The organism is Streptomyces sp. NPDC048643, from assembly GCF_040650615.1.
Lineage (GTDB): Bacteria > Actinomycetota > Actinomycetes > Streptomycetales > Streptomycetaceae > Streptomyces.
On sequence record NZ_JBEZHO010000043.1, the window covers coordinates 17,571 to 38,984 of the forward strand.

Here is a 21,414-nt window from a genome sequence, read left to right on the forward strand (position 1 = left end):
GCCGGGGTGCTCCTCGTCACCGCGCTCGCGCTGACGGGGTGCGGTGCCGGCGACAGCTCGTCCGACAGCAAGTCGGCAGCGGAGGGCGGGGGCGCGAACGCGCAGAAGGCGGACTCGGGCGCCGCGGGCAGCGCCAGCGCGACCGGCCGCAAGGCCACCGCCCCGCCGAAGCTGTCCGCGAACAGCATCATCCGCACCGCCTCGCTGACGGTTCGGGTCAAGGACGTTCCCGAGGCCCTGGACGACGCCCGGACCACCGTCGAGAGCGCCGGGGGCTACGTCGGCAACGAGACGACCACGCGTGACGGCGAGGGTCGCGAACGCACCCACGTCGTCCTGCGGGTGCCCACCGAGCGGTACGACGAGGTGCTCGCCGACCTGGAGGGGACCGGGAAGGTCCTGGAGCGGACGGCCAAGGCGCAGGACGTCACCGACCAGGTCGTGGACGTGCAGAGTCGCATCGCCTCGCAGCGCGCGAGCGTGGCCCGGGTCCGCGAGCTGATGGACAAGGCGACCAAGCTCAGCGATGTGGTCACCCTGGAAGGGGAGTTGAGCGGCCGCGAGGCCGACCTGGAGTCGCTGCTCGCCCGCCAGGCCTCGTTGAAGGACCGTACGAGTCTGGCGACGATCACGCTGTCGCTGTCCCAGACGGCGGTGCGGCACGCCGAGAAGAAGGACGACGACCCGGGGTTCCTGGACGCGCTCGCGGGCGGCTGGAACGTGCTGGTCACCATGATCCGCTGGCTGGCTCTCGCGATCGGGGCGGTCCTTCCGTTCGCGGCGGGCGTCGCGCTGATCGCCGTGGTGTGGCTGTTCGTGGTGCGGCCCCGGCTGCGCCCCCGGCGGGCCGCGGCCACGGCGTCGGGACGGGCCACGGTGTCGGGACCGGCCGCCGTCCCGGCGTCGCGCCCGTCGCCGGGCACCGCTTCGGGGACCGCGGCTCCGAAGGCCGGTCCGCCGGCCGGTGGCAGGGCCGAGGACGGTGGTGAGCAGGACTGAAATGCCGGGCCCCCGTAGCGTGTTCGTATGAGCATGAGCCGAACGAGCGGTAGTGGTGGGGCCCTGGAACGACTGGTCGTGATCGGCGGTGACGCGGCGGGCATGTCCGCCGCGTCACAGGCGCGCCGGCTGCGCGGGCCGGACGAGCTGGAGATCGTCGCCTTCGAGCGGGGCCACTTCGCGTCGTACTCGGCGTGCGGCATCCCGTACTGGGTGGGCGGCGACGTGCCGGACCGTGACCGGCTGGTGGCGCGGACCCCCGAGGAGCACCGGGAACGCGACATCGACCTGCGGATGCGCACGGAGGTCACGGAGATCGACGTCGCGGGCGCCCGGGTGCGCTCCCGTGAGCTGGACACCGGGACCGAGGCGTGGACGTCGTACGACAAGCTCGTGATCGCGACCGGGGCGCGGCCCGTGCGGCCCGAGCTGCCGGGCATCGACGCGCCGGGGGTGCACGGCGTGCAGACCCTGGACGACGGACAGGCCCTGCTCGACACGCTGGAGCGGACGGAGGGCCGCCGTGCCGTGGTCGTCGGCGCGGGCTACATCGGCGTGGAGATGGCCGAGGCGCTCATCAACCGCGGGTACGAGGTGACGGTCGTCAACCGCGGCAAGGAGCCGATGTCCACGCTCGACCCGGACATGGGCCGCCTGGTGCACACGGCCATGGAGGGCCTCGGCATCACGATGGTCGACGACGCCGAGGTCACCAAGGTGCTCACGGGTGACGACGGCAGGGTCCGCGCGGTCGTCACGGACGACGCCGAGTACCCGGCGGACGTGGTCGTGCTCGGCATCGGCGTACGCCCCGAGACGGCGCTGGCGCGGGCGGCGGGGCTGCCCGTGGGCGACCACGGCGGCCTGCTCACCGACCTGGCGATGCGGGTGCGCGGGCAGGAGAACATCTGGGCCGGCGGCGACTGCGTCGAGGTGCTGGACCTGGTCTCGGGGAGTGAGCGGCACATCGCGCTGGGCACGCACGCGAACAAGCACGGCCAGGTGATCGGCACCAACGTGGGCGGCGGGTACGCCACGTTCCCCGGGGTCGTCGGTACGGCGGTGAGCAAGGTGTGCGACCTGGAGATCGCCCGCACCGGCCTGCGCGAGAAGGACGCGCACCGGGCGGGCCTGCGGTTCGAGGCCGTCACCGTCGAGTCGACGAGCCGCGCGGGCTACTACCCGGGGGCCGAGGCCATGACGGTGAAGATGCTCGCGGAGCGGCGCACCGGACGGCTGCTCGGCGTGCAGATCGTCGGCCGCGAGGGCGCGGCGAAGCGCGTGGACGTCGCGGCGGTGGCGCTGACCGCGGGCATGACGGTGGAACGGATGACGACCCTCGACCTCGGCTACGCGCCGCCGTTCTCGCCCGTCTGGGACCCCGTCCTGGTGGCGGCCCGCAAGGCGATGGCGAAGGTGCGGGCCGGCGCCTCGTAACGGCGCGCACCGCTCCCCCACGCCGACCGCCCCACCGCGTACCGCAAGCCGACCGGTGTCGCCCGGCCGTCAGGCGGACTCGTGGCCCGCCGATCCGTTGATGCGGTCTATCGCCTGGCGGGCCTGCTCCCCCGGCGGCCGGGCGGGCAGCGACGAGACGGAGGCGGGCGCGGTGACCGCGGGCGGCGCCTGGGCGGGCTTGGCGTGCGCCGCCGACCGCGTGGACCGCAGGCGGTGGCTGACGGCCTCGTCCAGGGTCACCGGACGCTGCATCCGGGCCGCGAGCCGTCCGGCCTCCTGGCCGAGCGCCGCGACGTCCTCCCAGGGGAGGTGCACCACCAGGGCGATCTCCGCCTCGCCGTCGGGCAGGGCCTGCATCGGAGGAGTAACTCGGTCGTTCATCGCCTGTGTCCTCACGTCATCACGTCGTCGCGTCGAACCCACGCCGGAACGTCCGTCACGGCGGGGGCGGTTGAGGACACATACGGCTGACGGGGCGGGTGTGTTCAGTGGGACGACGCGGTGAACTCCGGTCGGGCGCACGGGCCCTGGGGCTCGGTGACCCGCGGATTCGCCCCGTACATCGCGGGCAGTACTTCCTTGTGGTCATTCCCGTCCATGACGTGAACCCGGCGCGGCGCACGCCCTATGTGACGTACGCACTGATCGCCGCCAATGTCATCGTGTTCCTCTACACACCCGGTCTGGCCGGATCCGCGGCGGGTGACAGCGCCCTGTCGCAGCTGTGCCACCTGCACGCGTTCATGGACCAGTACGCGGCGGTGCCGCAGGAACTGATCCACCATCGGATGGCGCGCCTGGTGCCGACCGGCGACGTCGGTGTCGGGCCGCACGGCGCCGGCTGCGTGACGGGCCCGCCGGACTACGACAAGTCGCCCCCGCTGTCGGTGCTCACGGCGATGTTCCTGCACGGGAGCTGGCTGCACCTGCTGGGCAACATGCTCTTCCTGCTGATCTTCGGCAACAACATCGAGGACCGCCTCGGCCACGTCCGGTTCACGCTGTTCTACGGGGCGTGCGGCTTCGCGGCGGCCTACGGCTTCGCGCTGGTCAACGAGGACTCGGGGGACCCGCTGATCGGCGCCTCGGGAGCGATCGCGGGAGTCCTCGGCGCCTACCTGGTGCTGTTTCCGAAGGCGAGAGTCTGGGTGCTGGTGCCGTTCCTGGTGTTCCTGCCGCTCCGGCTGCCCGCCTGGATGGTCCTGGGCTTCTGGTTCGTGCTCCAGGCCGCGTACTCGTCCGGAGCGGCCGTGCCGGACGCGGGCACCGTCGCCTACGCCGCGCACGTCGTGGGATTCCTCGCGGGCATGCTGCTGGCCTGGCCGCTGCGCCCCGGCACCCCACCACCGCCGGAACCGCGCCGCCTGCTCTTCGGCAGACAGGCGCGGCACAGCTGGTGAGCCGGCGGCCGCACGGCCGCCGGGCTAGCGCGCCGTCCGGGTGTGGACGTACTCCACCAGGCGGGTCAGGGAGTCCGGGTCCATCGAGGGCAGGACGCCGTGGCCGAGGTTGAAGACGTGGCCCTCCAGACCGGCGGCGGCCTCCAGCACCTCGCGGGTCTTGGCCTCCACGGCCGCGGTCGGTGCGAACAGCACGGCCGGGTCGAGGTTGCCCTGGAGCGCCTTGCCGGGGCCGACACGGCGGGCGGCCTCGTCGAGCGGGACACGCCAGTCGACGCCCACCACGTCCGCGCCGGCCTCGCCCATGAGGCCGAGCAGTTCGCCGGTGCCGACGCCGAAGTGGATGCGCGGGACGCCGTACCCGGCGACCGCGTCGAAGACCTTCGTGGACGCGGGGAGGATCGAGCGGCGGTAGTCGGCGGGGGCGAGGGCGCCGACCCAGGAGTCGAACAGCTGGACGGCGCTCGCGCCCGCCTCGATCTGTACCTTCAGGAAGGCGGCGGTGATCTCGGCGAGTCGGTCGAGCAGGTCGGCCCACAGCTGCGGGTCGCCGTACATGAGCGCCTTGGTGTGCTCGTGGTTCTTCGACGGTCCGCCCTCGACGAGGTAACTCGCGAGGGTGAAGGGCGCGCCCGCGAATCCGATGAGCGGGGTCTCGCCGAGCTCGGCCGTCAGGATCTGCATCGCCTCCGTGACGTACCAGACGTCCTCGGGGGTCAGATCGCGCAGCTGGGCCAGGTCGGCGCGGGTGCGGATCGGGTTCTGCACGACGGGGCCGACGCCCGGCTTGATGTCCAGGTCGAGACCGATGGCCTTCAGCGGGACGACGATGTCGCTGAAGTAGATCGCGGCGTCCACGCCGTGCCGGCGGACCGGCTGGAGCGTGATCTCGGCGACCAGCTCGGGCCGCATGCAGGACTCCAGCATGGGGATGCCCTCGCGCACCTTGAGGTACTCGGGCAGTGAGCGACCGGCCTGCCGCATGAACCACACGGGCGTGTGCGGCACGGGCTCGCGCCTGCACGCCTTGAGGAAGGCGGACTCGTACGTGGCTGTCGGCTGCTGCCCGGCGGGGCTGTGGTTGGCGCTCACGACGGAAAGTCTCCCACGCCACACGGACCGCCCGGTCCCGGGCTCCGGCGGCCCCCCGCGGGCGCCGCGGCCCCTCGCGGGAGCTGCCCGGAAAGCGGTGTTCGCGCGGCGCGATCCGGACAGGGGTCCCACGCACGGGTGTCTCTCCCTGCACGCGGGCTCCGTTCCCCTTAATCTTCCCCGCATGGCTGCGGCTCAGGGACGACTGTCGGACGGCGCTGGCGGAATGGACGACGCGAAGGAGGAGGACAGGAATGCGGTGGAGACGGCCCCGTTGCCCTTCCGGGCGGCCGTCGACGCACTGAGGGCCGCGCGACTGCGGCCGGACATCGAGATCGACCCGACGCGACCACCGCAGCGACTGGCTCCTTACGCCTACGCGCTGGAGGCCGCGGTCGTCGCCGACGACGAGGATCTGGCCGACGGCCGGCTCGTCCTGCTGCACGATCCGGCCGGGCACGACGCCTGGCAGGGCTCCTTCCGCCTGGTGACCCTGGTCCGCGCGGAGCTGGAACCCGAGATGGCCGCGGACCCGCTCCTCCCCGAGGTCTGCTGGTCGTGGCTGACGGGCGCGCTCCAGGCCCGCGGACTGTCGTACGGCGAACCGAGCGGCACCGTCACGCGCGCGAGCTCCCACTACTTCGGCGGGCTCTCGGAGCGTCCTGCCGCCTCACAGATCGAGATCCGGGCGTCCTGGACGCCGCGGGAGGGCCTCGGCGGCGTTCCGGACACCGCCGCGCACCTCGCGGGCTGGTGCGACCTGCTGTGCCAGATCGCCGGTCTGCCGCCGTTGCCCCCGGGCGACGCCTCGGTGGTCACCCTGCCGCAGCGCCGGGGGCCGCAGTCCCGCTGATCCCGCTCTCCGACTCTCCGAGAAAGGCGCGCGTCGCGACGCGCGCCTTTCTCATGTCCTGACCCGTTTGACCTCCGGCCTTCACCCGCTTGCCGGTTTCTTTGTCGATACGACCACTTTCGGCCGCGTATCGACGTGGAGCGACTCGGTTCGATCTTCGGATGATCGATCGCGTGTCCGAATTGCACGGATTGTTACTCACCACATCGTGATCATTCTCTAAAGGTCGACGGGTTTGATGCCGAAGACGTCTGTGACCTTGAAAGCACGGTTCGTCCTGGCTCGCCCCCCAGAGCCGGTCCCCGTCCCCGCACCCCCAGGAGGCCTGGTGTCCGTTCTCCTCGAGCAGCCCGCAAGCCTGGTCGCCTACCGCCCGAACAAGCCGACCGCCATGGTGGTCGTGGCCGACCCCCGGGTCCGCTCCACCGTCACCCGCCATCTGTGGGCGCTCGGAGTGCGCGACGTCATCGAGGCGTCGTCCGTCGCGGAGGCACGTCCCCGCATCGGCAACCCGCGCGACATCTGCGTCGCCGATGTCCACCTGCCGGATGGTTCCGGCCTCACCCTTCTGTCCGAAACCCGAGCCGCGGGCTGGCCCAACGGCCTCGCCCTCTCCGCCGCCGACGACATCGGCGCCGTGCGCAACGCCCTCGCGGGCGGCGTCAAGGGCTATGTCGTCACCGGTACCCGTACGAACGTCGGGCTCCCCACCCGGCCCGGCGCCGCGCCCATCGGCTCGGCCGCCGCCCGTATGCACCGCCGCCCCCCGGGTTCCCCGAGCCACCCGGGCGGCTACCGCGAACTGTCCGGCCGAGAGGTCGAGGTCCTGCGCCTGGTCGCGGAGGGCCAGTCGAACAAGGCCATCGGCGTCTCCATGGGTCTGTCCGCGCTGACCGTCAAGAGCCACCTCGCCCGTATCGCCCGCAAGCTCGGCACGGGCGACCGCGCCGGGATGGTCGCGGTCGCGCTGCGGACCGGCATCATCCACTGACCCTCCCCCGCACCGCTCCCCACTCCCCCACCCGGCCTCCTCCCCCCGTGCGTGAACCGGATCTTTCACCGAGCTGACTGGTTTACGACCCTCAGACGCCCGTCGACGGAACGTTCCGTCGACGGGCGTTGTCCATACCCGGATACCCTTGACAGGTGACCGACGCCCAAGAGACCGCAGCAGACAGCTCACTGCGAACCACCGGAGGCGGCCCTCCGGACGACGTCGAATCGGCGCCGATCCCCTTGCTCGAGCCCCGCGAGGGCATTCCGCCGGTGATCGCCGACGACGCCGCCCTCGCCGAGGTGATCGCGGCCTTCGCCGCGGGCACCGGCCCGGTGGCCGTCGACGCCGAACGCGCGTCCGGGTACCGATACGGCCAGCGTGCCTATCTCGTGCAGCTGCGCCGCGAGGGCGCGGGCAGCGCGCTGATCGACCCCGTCGCCTGTCCCGACCTGTCGGGTCTCGGCGAGGCGATCTCCGGCGCCGAGTGGGTGCTGCACGCCGCGACCCAGGACCTGCCCTGTCTCCGCGAGATAGGCATGATCCCCACCAGCCTCTTCGACACCGAGCTGGCCGGCCGCCTGGCCGGGTTCCCCCGCGTGGGCCTCGGCGCCATGGTCGAGAGCGTCCTCGGCTTCGTCCTGGAGAAGGGCCACTCCGCCGTCGACTGGTCCACCCGCCCGCTGCCCGAGCCCTGGCTGCGCTACGCCGCGCTCGACGTGGAACTCCTCGTCGACCTGCGCGACGCCCTGGAGAAGGAGCTCGACCGGCAGGGCAAGCTGGACTGGGCCCGCCAGGAGTTCGACGCCATCGCCGCGGCCGAGCCCGCCCCGCCCCGCAAGGACCCCTGGCGCCGTACGTCCGGGATGCACAAGGTCCGCCGCCGCCGGCAGATGGCCGTCGTACGCGAACTGTGGGAGACCCGGGACCGGGTGGCGCAGCGCCGGGACATCTCGCCGGGCAAGGTGCTCGGGGACGCGGCCATCGTCGAGGCCGCGCTGGGCCTGCCGGCCAACGTGCACGCGCTGTCCGCGCTGAACGGCTTCGGACACCGCATGGGACGGCGCCAGCTGGACCAGTGGCAGGCCGCGGTCGACCGCGCAAGGGAGCTGCCGGACGCCGAGCTGCCGCAGCCCGGGCAGCCGGTGACCGGTCCGCCGCCGCCGCGCGCGTGGGCCGACAAGGACCCGGCCGCCGCCGCCCGGCTCTCCGCCGCGCGGGCCGCCGTGTCGGCCCTGGCCGAGCAGCTGAACATGCCCCAGGAGAACCTGATCACCCCGGACACCGTGCGGCGGGTGTGCTGGGAGCCGCCCGCGACCCCGGACGCCGAGTCCGTCGGCGCGGCCCTCACCGGGTACGGGGCGCGGCCCTGGCAGGTCGAGCTGGTCACGCCCGTCCTGGTGACCGCGCTGTCCCTGAAGGCTGACTAGAGGCCCCGCAGGGGCCCTTGGACACCCCCTGAAGGGACGCGCTGCGACGCCTGTGACGGCCGGGACTACGCCGAACGGGCTCAGGACGCCGGGCCGGAACGTCGAGATCACGCCAAGATCCGCGAACCGGGCCGGGGCACACGCGGGTCCGCCCGCGAATCCCTTCGTGCGCCTTACGGATGTGACCTTCACCGCTCCCGGCCGCGGGACTGGGCACGATGGTTACTCGTAAGTAGCATGGGTGCTGAGCGCACGCTCAGGCGTGTGCCCGCGCAGCAGTGCCATCCCGCATCTGGAGGAGAGCCATCGTGCCTCGTACCGTCAGGGACGTCGTCTTCGTCGACGGCGTCCGCACCCCGTTCGGCAAGGCGGGCCCGAAGGGCATCTACCACGAGACCCGCGCCGACGACCTCGTCGTGAAGGCCATCCGGGAGCTGCTGCGCCGCAACCCCGGTCTTGACCCCCAGAAGATCGACGAGGTCGCCATCGCCGCGACCACGCAGATCGGCGACCAGGGTCTGACCCTGGGGCGCACGGCCGGCATCCTCGCCGGGCTGCCCCAGTCGGTCCCCGGCTACTCCATCGACCGCATGTGCGCGGGCGCGCTGACCGCCGTCACCAGCACCGCGGGCTCCATCGCCTTCGGCGCGTACGACGCCGTCATCGCCGGCGGTGTCGAGCACATGGGCCGTCACCCCATGGGCGAGGGCGTGGACCCGAACCCCCGGTTCGTCAGCGAGAAGCTGGTCGACGAGTCCGCCCTGTTCATGGGCATGACCGCCGAGAACCTGCACGACCGCTACCCCACGATCACCAAGCGGCGCGCCGACGAGTACGCCGTGCGCTCGCAGGAGAAGGCCGCCAAGGCGTACGCCAACGGCAAGATCCAGCAGGACCTGGTGCCGGTCTCGGTGCGCAACACCAACGCGGAGGTCGGTGAGACGGGCTGGGGCCTGGTCACCGCCGACGAGCCGATGCGTCCGGGCACCACGCTGGAGAACCTCTCCGGTCTGAAGACCCCGTTCCGCGTGCACGGCCGGGTCACCGCCGGCAACGCGGCCGGTCTGAACGACGGCGCGACCGCCTCGATCATCGCCTCCGAGGACTTCGCCCGGGAGCACGACCTGCCCGTGCGGATGCGCCTCGTCTCGTACGCCTTCGCGGGCGTCGAGCCGGAGGTCATGGGCTACGGCCCGATCCCCGCCACCGAGAAGGCCCTCGCGAAGGCCGGTCTGTCCATCGAGGACATCAACCTCTTCGAGATCAACGAGGCCTTCGCCGTCCAGGTGCTCGCGTTCCTGGAGCACTACGGCATCGCCGACGACGACGCGCGCGTCAACCAGTACGGCGGCGCCATCGCCTACGGCCACCCGCTCGCCTCCTCCGGCGTCCGTCTGATGACGCAGCTGGCCCGCCAGTTCGAGGAGCAGCCGGAGGTCCGCTACGGCCTCACGACCATGTGCGTCGGCTTCGGCATGGGCGCCACGGTCATCTGGGAGAACCCGCACCACAAGGACGCCGGAGGCGACAAGTGAGCACCACCGAACTCCTCAAGGGCGCGGCCGAGCTGTTCCCCGACGAGGTCGTGACGTCCGCGCACGTACGCCACCTCGACCTGCCGTTCGGTGCCGGGCGCTTCGCGCTCATCACCCTCGACAACGGCTTCGACCACACCAAGCCGACCACCTTCGGCCCGGCGTCGCTGGCCAACCTCGACGCCGCCGTCGACCAGGTCGAGAAGGAGGCCGCGGCCGGCGAGATCGTCGGTGTCGGTATCACCGGCAAGCCGTTCATCTTCGCGGTCGGCGCCGACCTCAAGGGTGTCGAGCTGCTCAAGCGGCACGAGGACGCGCTCGCCATCGGCAAGGGCGGCCACGAGGTCTTCAAGCGTCTGTCGGGCCTCGCGGCCCCGACCTTCGCCTACTACAACGGCGCGGCGATGGGCGGTGGCGTCGAGGTCGGTCTGCACTGCACCTACCGGACCGTCTCCGCGGCCCTGCCGGCGTTCTCGCTGCCCGAGGTCTTCCTCGGTCTGGTTCCCGGCTGGGGCGGCTGCGCGATCCTGCCGAACCTGATCGGCGCCGACAAGGCCGTCTCGGTGATCATCGAGAACTCGCTCAACCAGAACAAGCAGCTCAAGGGCGGCCAGGTCTACGACCTCGGTATCGCCGACGCGCTGTTCGAGGGCGCGGACTTCCTGGAGCAGTCGCTGCTGTGGACGGCCGCCGTCCTCAAGGGCGACATCGCCATCGAGCGCCCGGCGATCGACCGCGGTGAGGCCTGGGACCAGGCCGTCGCACGCGGCCGGGCCATCGCCGACAGCAAGGTCCACGGGGCCGCTCCGGCCGCCTACCGCGCGCTCGACATCATCGCCGCGGCCAAGGACGGGGACCTGCAGAAGGGCTTCGACGCCGAGGACACCGCGCTCGCCGACCTGATCATGGGCGGCGAACTGCGGGCGGGCATCTACGCCTTCAACCTGGTCCAGAAGCGCGGCAAGCGTCCGGCCGGCGCGCCGGACAAGTCCCTCGCGCGTCCGGTCACCAAGGTCGGCGTCGTCGGCGCGGGCCTGATGGCCTCGCAGCTGGCGCTGCTGTTCCTGCGCCGCCTCGAGGTGCCGGTCGTGCTGACCGACATCGACCAGGAGCGCGTCGACAAGGGCGTGGGCTACGTCCACGCCGAGATCGACAAGCTGCTCCTCAAGGGCCGCGTCAACCAGGACAAGGCCAACCGCCTGAAGGCCCTGGTCTCCGGTGTGCTCGACAAGGCCGAGGGCTTCTCCGACGCGGACTTCATCATCGAGGCCGTGTTCGAGGAGATCGGCGTCAAGCAGCAGGTGTTCGCGGAGGTCGAGGCGGTCGCCCCGGCGCACGCGATCCTCGCCACCAACACCTCCTCGCTGTCGGTCAGCGAGATGGCGTCGAAGCTGAAGAACCCGGAGCGGGTCGTGGGCTTCCACTTCTTCAACCCGGTCGCGATCCTCCCGCTCCTGGAGATCGTGCGCGGCGAGCAGACGGACGACGCCTCGCTCGCCACGGCGTTCGCCGTCGCCAAGAAGCTGAAGAAGACCGCGGTCCTGGTGAAGGACGCCCCGGCGTTCGTCGTGAACCGCATCCTCACCCGCTTCATGGGCGAGATCCAGAACGTCATCGACGAGGGCACGCCCGTCGCGGTCGCGGAGAAGGCGGTGGAGCCCCTGGGCCTGCCGATGTCTCCTCTCGTCCTCCTCGAACTGGTGGGTCCCGCGATCGGCCTGCACGTCTCGGAGACCCTCAACCGGGCCTTCCCGGACCGCTTCACGGTCTCCCCGAACCTCGCGGCGGTCGTCAAGGCCGGCAAGCGCGGCTTCTACGTCTACTCCGCCGAGAACGGCTTCAAGCCGGAGCTGGACCCCGAGGTCGCCGCGCTCCTCCAGCAGGGCGACGTCGTCCTGACCGAGGAGCAGGTCCGTGACCGCGTCCTGGACGCCGTCGCCCAGGAGATCGGGCTCATGCTCGACGAGGGTGTCGTCGCCGAGGCGCAGGACATCGACCTCTGCCTGATCACCGGTGCCGGCTGGCCGTTCCACCTCGGTGGGATCACGCCGTACCTGGACCGCGAGGGTGTCTCCGAGCGAGCCACCGGCAAGCGTTTCCTGGCCCAGGGCCTCGCCTCGGTCCCCGCGTGACGCTCCGCTGAGTCACACCGGTGCCCCGCAGGCCAGTCGGCTTGCGGGGCACCGTCGTATCGCGGGGCGTTGACGAGGAGAATTCAGCCCCGCCGGCGCTTGAGGAGCGGGGGCCCGGGGGCAGCGCCCCGGGTACGGGACGGGCAGGGGCGGAGGGGGGCGAAAGGAGCTTCCGGGGTCACACCGGGTGCCAGGGTTCCAGGGCGAGGACCGGTTCGGGCTTGCGCCGGGTGAGGAGGAGTTCCCCGGTCGCCGGGGAGAGGCTCGCGGCGACGACCCGCCCGTGCTCGTCCTCCGCCATCGACACCATCGCGTCGGCGGGAAGCTCGGGCCCCGACTCCGTCCACCACGCCCCCGCCGCCTCGTCCTCGGTCGGATACGCGGCGAACGCCACCCGCCCGCTCGCGGACCGCTGCGCGAGCAACGTGCAGTCGTGCCCGTCGAGTTCACAGCGGATGGCGCAGACGGGCCCCGGCCCGGCGGAGGCGAGAACGGGCGCGGGCTTGGCGCCGGGACGCCAGGCGCACACGTCGCCCGACGCGTCGGTGAAGAAGAGCGTGGTGGAGTCGAAGGAGGTCGCGAGCGCGCGCAAGGTGTCCGCGCGGACCGGCGCCTCCAGCGCCTCGTCCAGGGCCGGTTCGGCACCCGCCTCCTGCTGGCGCCAGTGTAGGACACCGCCCGGCACGGCCGCGTACAGCTCGACCAGGCCCGACGTCCCCGTGACGGCCGCCAAGTCCCCGTGCACGTCGCGTCCCTTGAGGTCCCGCCAGGGCCCCCAGCCGCCCTTGAGTTTCTGCGCGATCATGCTCACTCCGCCGCCCTCGTTGCGCACGAAGACGTGGGCACGCCCCTCCGCGTCGACGGCGACGGCCGGGGTGCCGGTCCGGCCTCCGGTGCGGTTGGGATGCCCGATCGGATGCCAGTCGAGCGCGGCGAGGTCCGGCCGGTAGTGGGTCGAGTGGACGAGACCGGACTCGTCACGGACCGTCGGGCGCCAGGAGACGAGGTGGGCGTAGCGGTCGGGTCCCTGGCCCAGGGCCAGTACGGGGTGCAGGCGTTGGCCGCCGCCCACGGTGCGCGGCGGGTCCCAGGGGCCACCGGGTCCGCGCTCCGCCCGGCAGCGGACGGCGGCCTCCGACAGCAGGTACACACTGAGCCTGCCGTCACGGCCGCGTATGAGCCAGTCGACGTTCACCGGTTCACCTTAATCGGGACCACCCCCGACACCGAGGCCCGCCCCCGCCCGCTCACAACCGCTTGGCGCTGCGCAGCAGACCGGCGTAGAAGCCGTTGCCGTCGATCCGGGACGCGCCGCCCTTGTCGCCCATGGTCGGCCCGTTGACCTCCTTGCGGCTGGAGATGAAGACGCGGTGACCGTCGGTGTCGACGCCGAGGTACAGGGCGACGTGGTCGAGGTGGTTGCCGGTGCGGTGGTCCATCTTGAAGAAGAGGAGGTCACCGGGCTGGACGACGTCGATGTTCTTGGGGCGGGTGTACCAGGGGGCGGGGCCGGAGAGCTTCAGGATGTCGACGCCGACCTTGGAGCGGGCCATGCCGTCGGCGCTGCGCGGCAGTCCGTCGCCGGACGTGTTCGTGGCCATCAGGGGGTAGCGGGCTCGGTAGCCCCAGATCATGCGCATGAAGCCGGAGCAGTCCAGGGCCCGGTAGCGCTCCTTGCGGGCCTGCATGGTGGAACCGTCACGGAACGTGTAGTTGATACCGAGGTAGTCGTAGAAGTCGTTCTGTTCGAGGCGGTCGACGCCGTCGTCCTTGAACGGGCCGAAGACCGCGTCACCCGCGTACGGAACGCCCTCGTCGTCCTTCTTCACCGGCGCGCCGTCGACGTACTGGAAGGCGATCGCGAAGATGTCGTCGGCCTCGCTGCCGTAGAACTCCTTGAACCAGTCCTTGAACCACTTCTCCTTCTCGGCGCCCTTGCGCCAGGCCTCCGGCATGAGGCGCACCCAGTCCTGGGTGACCACGCGGGACTGGGTGTTGGCCGGTTCGGTGAAGGTGCGGGAGGGACCGCGGAGGGTCGCGGTGCGGGCTCCGTCGGTGAAGGTGGCGAGGATGTCGCCGTTCTCCCCGCGCAGCACCGAGCGCGTGGGGTTGTTCAGACGCTCCCAGGTCTGCTTGCCGGTGGCCTTCCCCGAGTTCTCCAGGTCGGGCCGGTCGGTGACGGCCTGCACGGCCGGGACCTTCGCCTCCTCGTCCTTGCGGAGTTCGAAGGTGAGGAAGGCGCTGCCGGTGAGCAGCACGAGGACGGTGGCCGCGTGGAGAACGGGACGGCCTTTGCGCTTCGGCATGGTGACGGCTCCAGAGGTTCCGAAGAGAAGGCGGGTCAGGCGGTCGGCATGGCGCCGAGGAGGATTCCGGCGGTCAGCACGACGTAGGTGGCGAGCGTGACCGAGCCGGTCGACAGCAGCGTGGCCCCCTTGGGCTGGCGCACCAGCTGGTAGCCGATGAGACCGGGGACGATGAAGCCCAGGGTCTGGTTGGCGTAGAGCAGCGGGAACTCCATCTGGAGCACGATGATCACGGTCGCCTGGATCAGCACGCCGGACAGCACGACGGCCGCGAACAGGCGCTTGCCGTAGAGGATCACGAAGCGCTGGAGAAGCAGCGTGGTGACGTACGTCAGGACGGTGACGCCCACGACGAGGGCGGCGCGCTGCAGGTCCTCGATGAGGGTGAGCGCCAGCCAGCCCGGTGTGATCATGCCGCCGGGCGAGAGGTTGGTCGTGAGGTAGCAGATCAGCGAGAACATCAGGCCCAGGCCGATGCCGATCGCGGCGATCTCGGGGGTGAGGACGGAGGGGATCAACGGGGCTCTCCTGGGCTGTGCCACTGCTGGTCGTCGGCGGGGTGTGTGGGTGGTACGCGGGGTTCGAACAGGCCTCGGGCCGGCGGCTGTTCACCGTGCTCGGGCGGCTGGGACCGCGCGGCGGCGGGTCCCTGCGACACGTCCGGCCAGGCCGCACGCGCCTGCTCCGGCCGGCGGCTCTCGTGGGCCGCCCCCGCGGTCTGGTGCGGATGCTGCGGCTGGTGCGGGTACTGCGACTGCTGCGCCTGCTGAGGGAAGTCCGGGAGCGTCGGCCTGCGGCGAGTCTCCGGGCGGCCCTCCGAGGAGAGCGCCGGCTGCGGGTCGACGTCCTGGCGGTGGCTCTGCTGCGGCCGGCCCGGCTGCTGCGGGTACGGGTTGTCCGCCGAGCCCTGCACGGGCACCTGGGTCCGGGGCTGGTTGGTCTGCGGTGCGTACCGTGTCTCGTACGCCTCCGAGTACGGCTGGTACGGGTCGATCCGCGGCGCGTACAGCTGGACGGTCTCGACGTGCTCGCGCACCGCCACCGCGGTGCGCGGCGCGGTGGGGACCGCGGGCCCGTTCCTCCTTCCGTCACCACGGCCGGGGGCGATGCTCTCGGCGCTGTCGTCGGCGCTCTCGTCGGCGGGAAGTTCGGCGAGGTGCTCCAGCAGGTGCTCGCCCTGGCCGTGGATGTTGCCGATGGCCACCAGCGAGCTGTCCGGCCCGAGTTCGGCGAGAAGCCGCCGCATGAACTCCTCCGGGTCGCGGCGGTCGCCGCCGAGGTCGACCGCGCGGGAGCGGTACTCGGCGGGCATGGCGTCGATGGCGCTCTTCGCCGGGTGCCCGATGACGAAGACCTTGTCGGGGTCCAGCTCCGGAATGATCTCGCCCATCTGCCCATTGCGCTCGACGCGGTCGGGGCGACAGTTGATGACCACGTTGAGCGGGCGGTGGATGGCACCGAGGTCGAGCAGCTGGTTGATGTTCATCAGCGTCGACTCGGGGTCGTTGGCCGCGAAGACGTTGGCGAAGCGGACCTTCTTGCCGTCCTCGGTGACATACCGCTCGACGGAGAGGACACCGGGGTCCGGCGGCGCGTCGTACATGCCCTGGAGGGCCGTCTCCCGCTCCACGCCCAGCAGTTCGGCGACGGTGAGCGCGATCGCCACGTTCTCCTTGAAGGTGAACCAGCTGAACCCGCGCAGCTCCTCTTCCGAGACCGTTTCCGGGTCGGCGTAGATCAGCTTGCAGTCGCGGGAGTCGGCCTCCTCCTGGAGGATCGCGAAGCGCTCCTGCTCGGCGGTGACACAGATCCCGCCCTCCGGCATGGACCGGGAGAGCGAGCGGGCCACGTCGTCGAGGGTGGGGCCCATCTCCGCGAGGTGGTCCTCACGGACGTTGCACAGAACGCCGATCGTGGAGCGGATCAGCTTGGACTGGTTGATCTCCTGGAGCGCCGGCATCACCGCCATGCACTCGATGACGAGCGCGTCCGGGTTGTACGCGGCGGCGCGCCGGACGATGCCGATCTGCTCGACGACGTTGGCGATGCCGAACTTGCGGTAGACCGGCTCCTCGGTGGCGTCGGGATGGATGAAGCGGGCGGCCGTGCCGGTGGTCTTGGCGACGGTGGCGAGGCCTCCGCCGCGCAGCGCCCCCGCGCAGAGCCGGGTGATGGACGACTTGCCGCGGATGCCGTTGACCAGCACCCGGGTGGGGATGTTGTCCAGGTTGGTGAAGTGGCGCCGCTGTTCGACGATGCCCGCCACGAGCAGGATCGCGCAGCACACCATCAGGACGGTGTAGAGGAAGAGCACGGCCGATCAGTTCCTAACGTGCTGCTGCTGGGCCGTGCCGGGTGCGCTCCGGCGTGGCGTTGGCTGCTGTCTGCGCTGTTCCTGGAGCTGCTGACGGAGGAGTTCGAGGGAGCGGGTGACCGCGCCGACCTCGTCGTGGTTGCGCGGGAACAGGACGGTCTTGCGGTCGCCGTCGGCCAGCGCCTCGGCCTGTCCGGCCAGGGCACGCAGCGGGCGGGCCACCACGATCTGCATCCAGCCGAGGCAGGCGGCCGCCGCCGCGGCGCCGAGGAGTCCGGCGAGCACCGTGCGGTGCTGGACGTCGTACTCGGGGATCGCGAGCCGGTCGGCGGGCTGCCAGCTGACGACGGTCCAGCCGAGCTGCTTGGCCGCGCCGCCGCCCACGAAGGGGGCGGCGGCTGCGATCTGCACGCCGTTCTCCCGGTAGAGGACACCGGCGGCGTGCGCGGACTTGCCGACCTTCTGGCCGGATGCGGAGACCAGGTCCTTGAGGCGCTGGTCGGGCAACGACTGGAAGGCGAGGTAGCCGGTGTTGCCGGCGATGACCTCGCCCTTGTCGTCGACGAGGCGGACGACACCGAGACCGGGTCGCTTGAGCACGGAGTTGAGGAAGTCGATGCGGAACTCGCCGACCAGGGCCGAGCCGTCGCGGCCGGGAATCTCCGCGGTGCCGACGACGAGCGGCTTCTTGCCGCCCCGGCCGAGCAGCTGCAGCGGGTCGGCGGTGGCGGGCTTGGGCCGGGCCTCGCGGGGCTCGTCGCCGACCCCGGCGATCACGTCCCCGGAGGCGTCGACGACGTAGAGCGCCTGGTAGCGCAGGTGCTGGTTGAGGGTGCGGTCGAGGACCTTGGTCATGTCCGCGGGGGTGGTGCGGTCGCCGATCAGCGTGGCGACGGACTGGAGGTCGGCCTCGCCCTCGTTGAGCGCGCGGCGCACCCGGTCGGTCAGGGTGTCGGTCCGTTCGCGCTGGTCGTTGACGAGCTGCTGCGGGACGACGACGGTGCCGTCGGCGCGGTTCAGGATGAGCAGCAGCGGGGCGGACCAGGCGAGCAGGAGGACCGCGCACACGGCGAGGAGGGCGCGGGTGCCGACGCGGCGCAGGCCGCGCGGGCGCGGCGCGGAGTCGTCCCGGTCCGCGGGTGTGCCGAGCAGTTGTCCGCGCAGCCGCTCGAGGGCGAGGCCGATGCGGCGGGCCTCGCCGTAGCCCGGGACGCTCACCGGGCGTGCCAGGTCGCCGCGGGTGAGACGGCGCGACTCCAGGAAGAGCCGGATGAGCGGTCGCTGCACCGTGCCGAGCAGTACGGCGACGGCGATGCCGCCGACGACGAGGAGCGCTCCGGCAGCGATCAGACCGAAGACGGGTGAGGTGGAACGGGTGGGGTCCTCGGCGACCTTCACCATGGCGACCACGGTGAGACCGAGGGCGGTCGCGGTGGTGGTCTCGCCGGGTTCGGGCGAGGAGAGGCCGGCGTAGCCGGCGACGGACCGGTCGCTGAGGAAGCTGCCGCCGAGCAGGCTGCCGCTGACGCCCAGGTACCCGCCTGAGCCGGGCTCCTTGGTGCTGAGCGGGTGCTGCGCGGCGCGGCCGGCCGCCTTCTTCGCGAAGGCCTTGAGCTGCTTGTTGGAGGCGGCGACCTCTTCGCGCTGGAGGTCGGTGAGGACCTGCTCGGGCTCGGGGATGCCGTCACTGCTGAGGATCGTCCCCGAACGGTCCACGACCGCGATGGAGCGGAACTGGCCGAGGCTGATGCCGGGGAACTTGAGGCTGTTGGAGGCGACGAGCAGCAACTGCGGCTTGCCCGGCCAGGAGAGCAGCGCGAACGACAGCAGCCGGACCTCGCCGTTCTCCAGGCGCACCATGCGCGGCGCGAGGCCGCCCTCGTCGCCGAGAGTGGACCGGTCGAGGGAGGTCAGCGGCACGGTCTCGCCACGGGTCGCGACGAGCTTGCCGGACCGGATCTCGACGACCGCCGTTCCCATCCACTTCTGGTACGTGTTGCCCAGTTTGTCGAGGACGGTGTCGGCGGAGACCGGGGCGCCGGCGCTGAACAGCGCGGCGGAGCGGTCGAGGTCGGTCACCGACTCGTCGATGGAGGCACGCATGGCGATCGCGCCGTCCTCCGCGAAGTGCTGCTGGGACGTCTGCACCGCCTTGGGCACCGAGGTGTCCCCGGCCGGGCCGAGGACGAGTGCCGTGACGGCCGCCAGGGAGAGGAGGAGCGCTGACAGGACCGCAATGGGCGGTCGTATGCCGCCAAGCAGCGACATGTCTGCTCTGCGGCGAGCACGGTGCTGCCGCGCCGGGGGCGATGGCGCCAACGGTCGGGTCCTCTCAAGCGGTTGTACGGGCGTGCGGGCACGGAGAACGGCCCGCGTGCGGGTGCGGGTGGGGCGCGGGGACACGGCTGGGAAAACTGAGTCTCCGCGCGTGTCAGACCAGCGAAGGCGTCAGGAAGTTGCACCGATCAAAAGTGATCTAGACAACATCACGTTTTAGTTGGGCATCTTCGGGCAGGACTGATCAATTCCGGTTCAGGTGAAGTTCAGGCACATGTCGGGGTCTGGACATGTGCGGCCCTGACCATGCCGGACTCCACCCAGGACGGTCCGGCCCGGGACGTGCCGCGCGCCCGACCCGTCGAGGGGCCGGGCGCGTCCTGACGCCGGGTGTTCTCAGCCGGGCAGCTCAGTGAGGGGCTTCAGACCGTCCTTCGCCGCTCCGCGGTTCAGCATGGTGCCCTCGGTCCGCTCGAAGGCGAGCCGGAGGCGGGAGCGTTCCTGGTCGCTGAGGTCGTCCCGCTTGAGCTCGGCGGCCACGTCCACCAGCCGGTAGTTCTCCACCTGGCCCTTGGCGGGCTCGGCCGGGGTGCCGTCCGTGGTGACCTCAGGGTCCGGCGGGATCTCCACGAGGGTCGGCTCGTAGCGTGCCTCGACGTCCCACTTGCCGCCGCGCTGCGTGAAGGTGAACCAACCGATCACGCCCTCCTCGGTCAGCCCCGTGGGCACGTCGTGACGCGCGACCTGATTGCCGAGGCCGTACGCGATCCACGTGCCGTCGACCTTCTCCATCGGCTGCACGACGTGCGCGTGGTGACCGATGACCAGGTCGACAGTGGTCTCGCGCGCGAGCTGCCGGGCGAACTTGAGCTGCGGGGTCGAGGGGTTGGGATGGTGCTCACGGCCCCAGTGGATGGACAGGATCACGACCTCGGCACCGGCCGCGCGGGCCTGCTTCTCGGCCTTCTTGATCCGGCTCAGGTCGTTCTGGTTGACCAGCCAGGGCTTGTCCTTGGGCAGCTCGTGGGCGTTGAAGCCGAACGCGAAGGAGATCTGCGCGACCTTCACGCCCTTGACGTCCATGACCAGCGGGGTGAGGGCGTCCTTCGCGGTCCGGAAGGAGCCCGTGTGCTTCAGGCCGGCCGCGTCCAGGGTGTCCAGGGTGCGCTTCACCCCCTCGTATCCGTGGTCGATCGAGTGGTTGGAGGCGGTCGAGCAGGTGTCGTAGCCGACGTCCTTGATGGTCCCGGCGATCTGCGGCGGGATGAGGAAGTTGGGGTAGCTCTCGAAGGGGCCCTTCGGCTTGCCGATCACCGGCTCCATGTGGCAGATGCCCAGGTCCGCCTTGCTGATCACGGGCTTGATCCCGGCCATCAGCGGGCCGAAGTCCAGACCGTCCGTCCCCTTGCCCGTCTTCTTGGCGTCGGCACTGGCCTGGTCGATCAGCTGAGGATGGATCAGGATGTCCCCGGCTGCGGCGACGGTGAACGACCGGCCGCCCCCCTTCGACGAGGAGTCGGAGTCCTCGCCGCCTCCGACGAGACCGCACCCTGCCAGCGCGGCGACGAGGGCGAGCGGGGGCAGGAGAGCGGGCAGGGTGCGGCGGCTACGACGTCTGGTCACCGAGATATCTTGATACAACCATGAGGGCAAACCGCTCCAGAACGATAACGATCGCAACACTTCTCCTGGTCCTCACCGCTCTGGCCGGTTTGGGCGCGGTTGTCGTGCGCGGGAGCCAGGACAAGGGGAGGACTCCCTCCACCGACGAGCGCGGGGGCGGCCCTCCGTCGGTCGACCTGGCGCGCTCCGTCGCCGCCTACACCGACCGGTTCGCGCCGGACGGCTCCTTCCAGCCGCCGTCCCGTACCGAGCGGGAAGCCATCGCACAGGCGGTCGGCCTGCTCCTCGACGGCCACCGTGAGCAGGCCGAACAGCGTCTCACCGAGGTGGACTTCGCCCTGCGCACCGTGGTCGACAGCTCGTCCGGCCGACAATTCGCGGAGGTGTACGACCGCGTCGACCAGGGCCCCTCGCCGCGCGGCTGGGGCCGCGTCTTCGTCGACCTGGAGCACCCGGTCCGATGGTCGGTGCAGGTGCCCCACCCGGTCGCCGACCAGGATACGGAGCTGCTCGGCGTGCGGGTCCTCAGGGGTGCTCCGGGAGGTCTCCTTGTGATTGCTGGCGCACATCGCAAATCAGGTGAGGGTAATGCGGCGGACGTAGCTCACCGGCGGGACACGGTGTTCCACGCGATCTGCGCCGAACTCGTCCGGCGCGGTGTCCCCGGCGTCCAGCTGCACGGGTTCGCCGAGAAGTCGGCCCCGCGCTACGACGTCATCGCCTCGACAGGAGCCGGCGAGGACGGGCTCACCGCCGGCCGACGGCTCGCCGACGCGCTGGGCGACCGGGACTTCGCCGTGTGCCGGGCCTGGGCCCGCTCCTGTCCGCTCGCCGGGCGGGACAACGTACAGGGGCGTGCCTCCGCCGACGCGGGGGTGCCGTTCCTCCATGTGGAGTTCGCTCCCGGACCGCGGACGGACAGCCGCCAGACCGTCCGGGCCGCCGATGCCCTGGCCGTCGTGACGCGCGGCTGGGCCCGGAGTGCTCTGGCAGGGTGAGGG

The 21,414-nt window shown here is 71.5% G+C and carries 17 protein-coding genes; 9 read left to right on the forward strand and 8 right to left on the reverse strand.

All coding sequences use genetic code 11. The features are described from left to right. Nucleotides 1-6: 6 nt before the first annotated feature. Nucleotides 7-999 carry a DUF4349 domain-containing protein gene (locus AB0C62_RS31595; protein WP_362978992.1) on the forward strand — a complete coding sequence of 331 codons (993 nt, stop codon included), beginning with the start codon at nt 7-9 and terminating at the stop codon, nt 997-999. Between the two features lie 27 nt (nt 1,000-1,026). Beyond that, nucleotides 1,027-2,436 carry an FAD-dependent oxidoreductase gene (locus tag AB0C62_RS31600; protein ID WP_362978994.1) on the forward strand — a complete coding sequence of 470 codons (1,410 nt, stop codon included), beginning with the start codon at nt 1,027-1,029 and terminating at the stop codon, nt 2,434-2,436. Nucleotides 2,437-2,505: 69 nt separating this feature from the next. Here the strand turns inward: AB0C62_RS31600 and AB0C62_RS31605 are convergent, their stop codons facing one another. Then, nucleotides 2,506-2,838 carry a hypothetical protein gene (locus AB0C62_RS31605; protein WP_164375107.1) on the reverse strand — a complete coding sequence of 111 codons (333 nt, stop codon included), beginning with the start codon at nt 2,836-2,838 and terminating at the stop codon, nt 2,506-2,508. Between the two features lie 200 nt (nt 2,839-3,038). Between AB0C62_RS31605 and AB0C62_RS31610 the strand changes: the two genes are divergently transcribed. Next, complete coding sequence (locus tag AB0C62_RS31610) at nt 3,039-3,857, forward strand: rhomboid family intramembrane serine protease (protein WP_362978996.1); 819 nt, start codon at nt 3,039-3,041, stop codon at nt 3,855-3,857. A 24-nt stretch (nt 3,858-3,881) separates the two neighbouring features. Here the strand turns inward: AB0C62_RS31610 and hemE are convergent, their stop codons facing one another. Beyond that, complete coding sequence (hemE, locus tag AB0C62_RS31615) at nt 3,882-4,949, reverse strand: uroporphyrinogen decarboxylase (protein ID WP_362978998.1); 1,068 nt, start codon at nt 4,947-4,949, stop codon at nt 3,882-3,884. Between the two features lie 226 nt (nt 4,950-5,175). Here hemE and AB0C62_RS31620 point away from each other — a divergent pair, with 226 nt between their 5' ends. From AB0C62_RS31620 to AB0C62_RS31640, 5 genes are all read left to right on the forward strand, one after another. Continuing rightward, nucleotides 5,176-5,802: a DUF3000 domain-containing protein gene (locus tag AB0C62_RS31620; protein ID WP_362979056.1), complete on the forward strand. Its 627-nt coding sequence runs from the start codon at nt 5,176-5,178 to the stop codon at nt 5,800-5,802. Between the two features lie 328 nt (nt 5,803-6,130). After that, on the forward strand, nt 6,131-6,793 hold the full coding sequence (locus AB0C62_RS31625) for a response regulator transcription factor (RefSeq protein ID WP_030605794.1): 663 nt from the start codon (nt 6,131-6,133) through the stop codon (nt 6,791-6,793). A gap of 155 nt (nt 6,794-6,948) precedes the next feature. Further along, nucleotides 6,949-8,226 carry a ribonuclease D gene (locus AB0C62_RS31630; RefSeq protein ID WP_362979000.1) on the forward strand — a complete coding sequence of 426 codons (1,278 nt, stop codon included), beginning with the start codon at nt 6,949-6,951 and terminating at the stop codon, nt 8,224-8,226. 308 nt (nt 8,227-8,534) lie between these two features. After that, a complete protein-coding gene (locus AB0C62_RS31635; RefSeq protein ID WP_081219939.1) occupies nt 8,535-9,761 on the forward strand; it encodes an acetyl-CoA C-acyltransferase in 1,227 nt (408 codons plus the stop codon). Beyond that, entirely contained in the window at nt 9,758-11,893 is a 2,136-nt protein-coding gene (locus AB0C62_RS31640) for a 3-hydroxyacyl-CoA dehydrogenase NAD-binding domain-containing protein (protein ID WP_362979002.1), read from the forward strand. The genes AB0C62_RS31635 and AB0C62_RS31640 overlap by 4 nt, the downstream gene beginning before the upstream one ends. 178 nt (nt 11,894-12,071) lie before the next feature. Here AB0C62_RS31640 and AB0C62_RS31645 read toward each other — a convergent pair whose 3' ends face one another. The 6 genes from AB0C62_RS31645 to AB0C62_RS31670 all read right to left on the reverse strand — a co-directional run bounded on the left by AB0C62_RS31645 (nt 12,072) and on the right by AB0C62_RS31670 (nt 20,413). Then, nucleotides 12,072-13,088 (reverse strand): hypothetical protein, encoded by a 1,017-nt coding sequence (locus AB0C62_RS31645; RefSeq protein ID WP_362979004.1) that lies wholly within the window; start codon nt 13,086-13,088, stop codon nt 12,072-12,074. Between the two features lie 52 nt (nt 13,089-13,140). Further along, nucleotides 13,141-14,199, reverse strand: coding sequence for an NlpC/P60 family protein (locus tag AB0C62_RS31650; protein WP_362979006.1), 1,059 nt, complete (start codon nt 14,197-14,199; stop codon nt 13,141-13,143). Between the two features lie 35 nt (nt 14,200-14,234). Further along, nucleotides 14,235-14,717 (reverse strand): poly-gamma-glutamate biosynthesis protein PgsC/CapC, encoded by a 483-nt coding sequence (locus AB0C62_RS31655; RefSeq protein WP_358818429.1) that lies wholly within the window; start codon nt 14,715-14,717, stop codon nt 14,235-14,237. Next, nucleotides 14,714-16,513, reverse strand: coding sequence for a poly-gamma-glutamate synthase PgsB (gene pgsB / locus AB0C62_RS31660; protein ID WP_362979008.1), 1,800 nt, complete (start codon nt 16,511-16,513; stop codon nt 14,714-14,716). Before pgsB ends, AB0C62_RS31655 begins: the two co-directional genes overlap by 4 nt. A gap of 6 nt (nt 16,514-16,519) precedes the next feature. Continuing rightward, nucleotides 16,520-18,781 carry a cache and HAMP domain-containing protein gene (locus AB0C62_RS31665; protein ID WP_362979010.1) on the reverse strand — a complete coding sequence of 754 codons (2,262 nt, stop codon included), beginning with the start codon at nt 18,779-18,781 and terminating at the stop codon, nt 16,520-16,522. 405 nt (nt 18,782-19,186) lie between these two features. Then, nucleotides 19,187-20,413, reverse strand: a complete 1,227-nt coding sequence (locus tag AB0C62_RS31670; protein WP_362979012.1) for a CapA family protein — start codon at nt 20,411-20,413, stop codon at nt 19,187-19,189. Between the two features lie 104 nt (nt 20,414-20,517). Between AB0C62_RS31670 and AB0C62_RS31675 the strand changes: the two genes are divergently transcribed. Further along, nucleotides 20,518-21,411: a hypothetical protein gene (locus AB0C62_RS31675; RefSeq protein WP_362979014.1), complete on the forward strand. Its 894-nt coding sequence runs from the start codon at nt 20,518-20,520 to the stop codon at nt 21,409-21,411. Nucleotides 21,412-21,414: the final 3 nt, after the last annotated feature.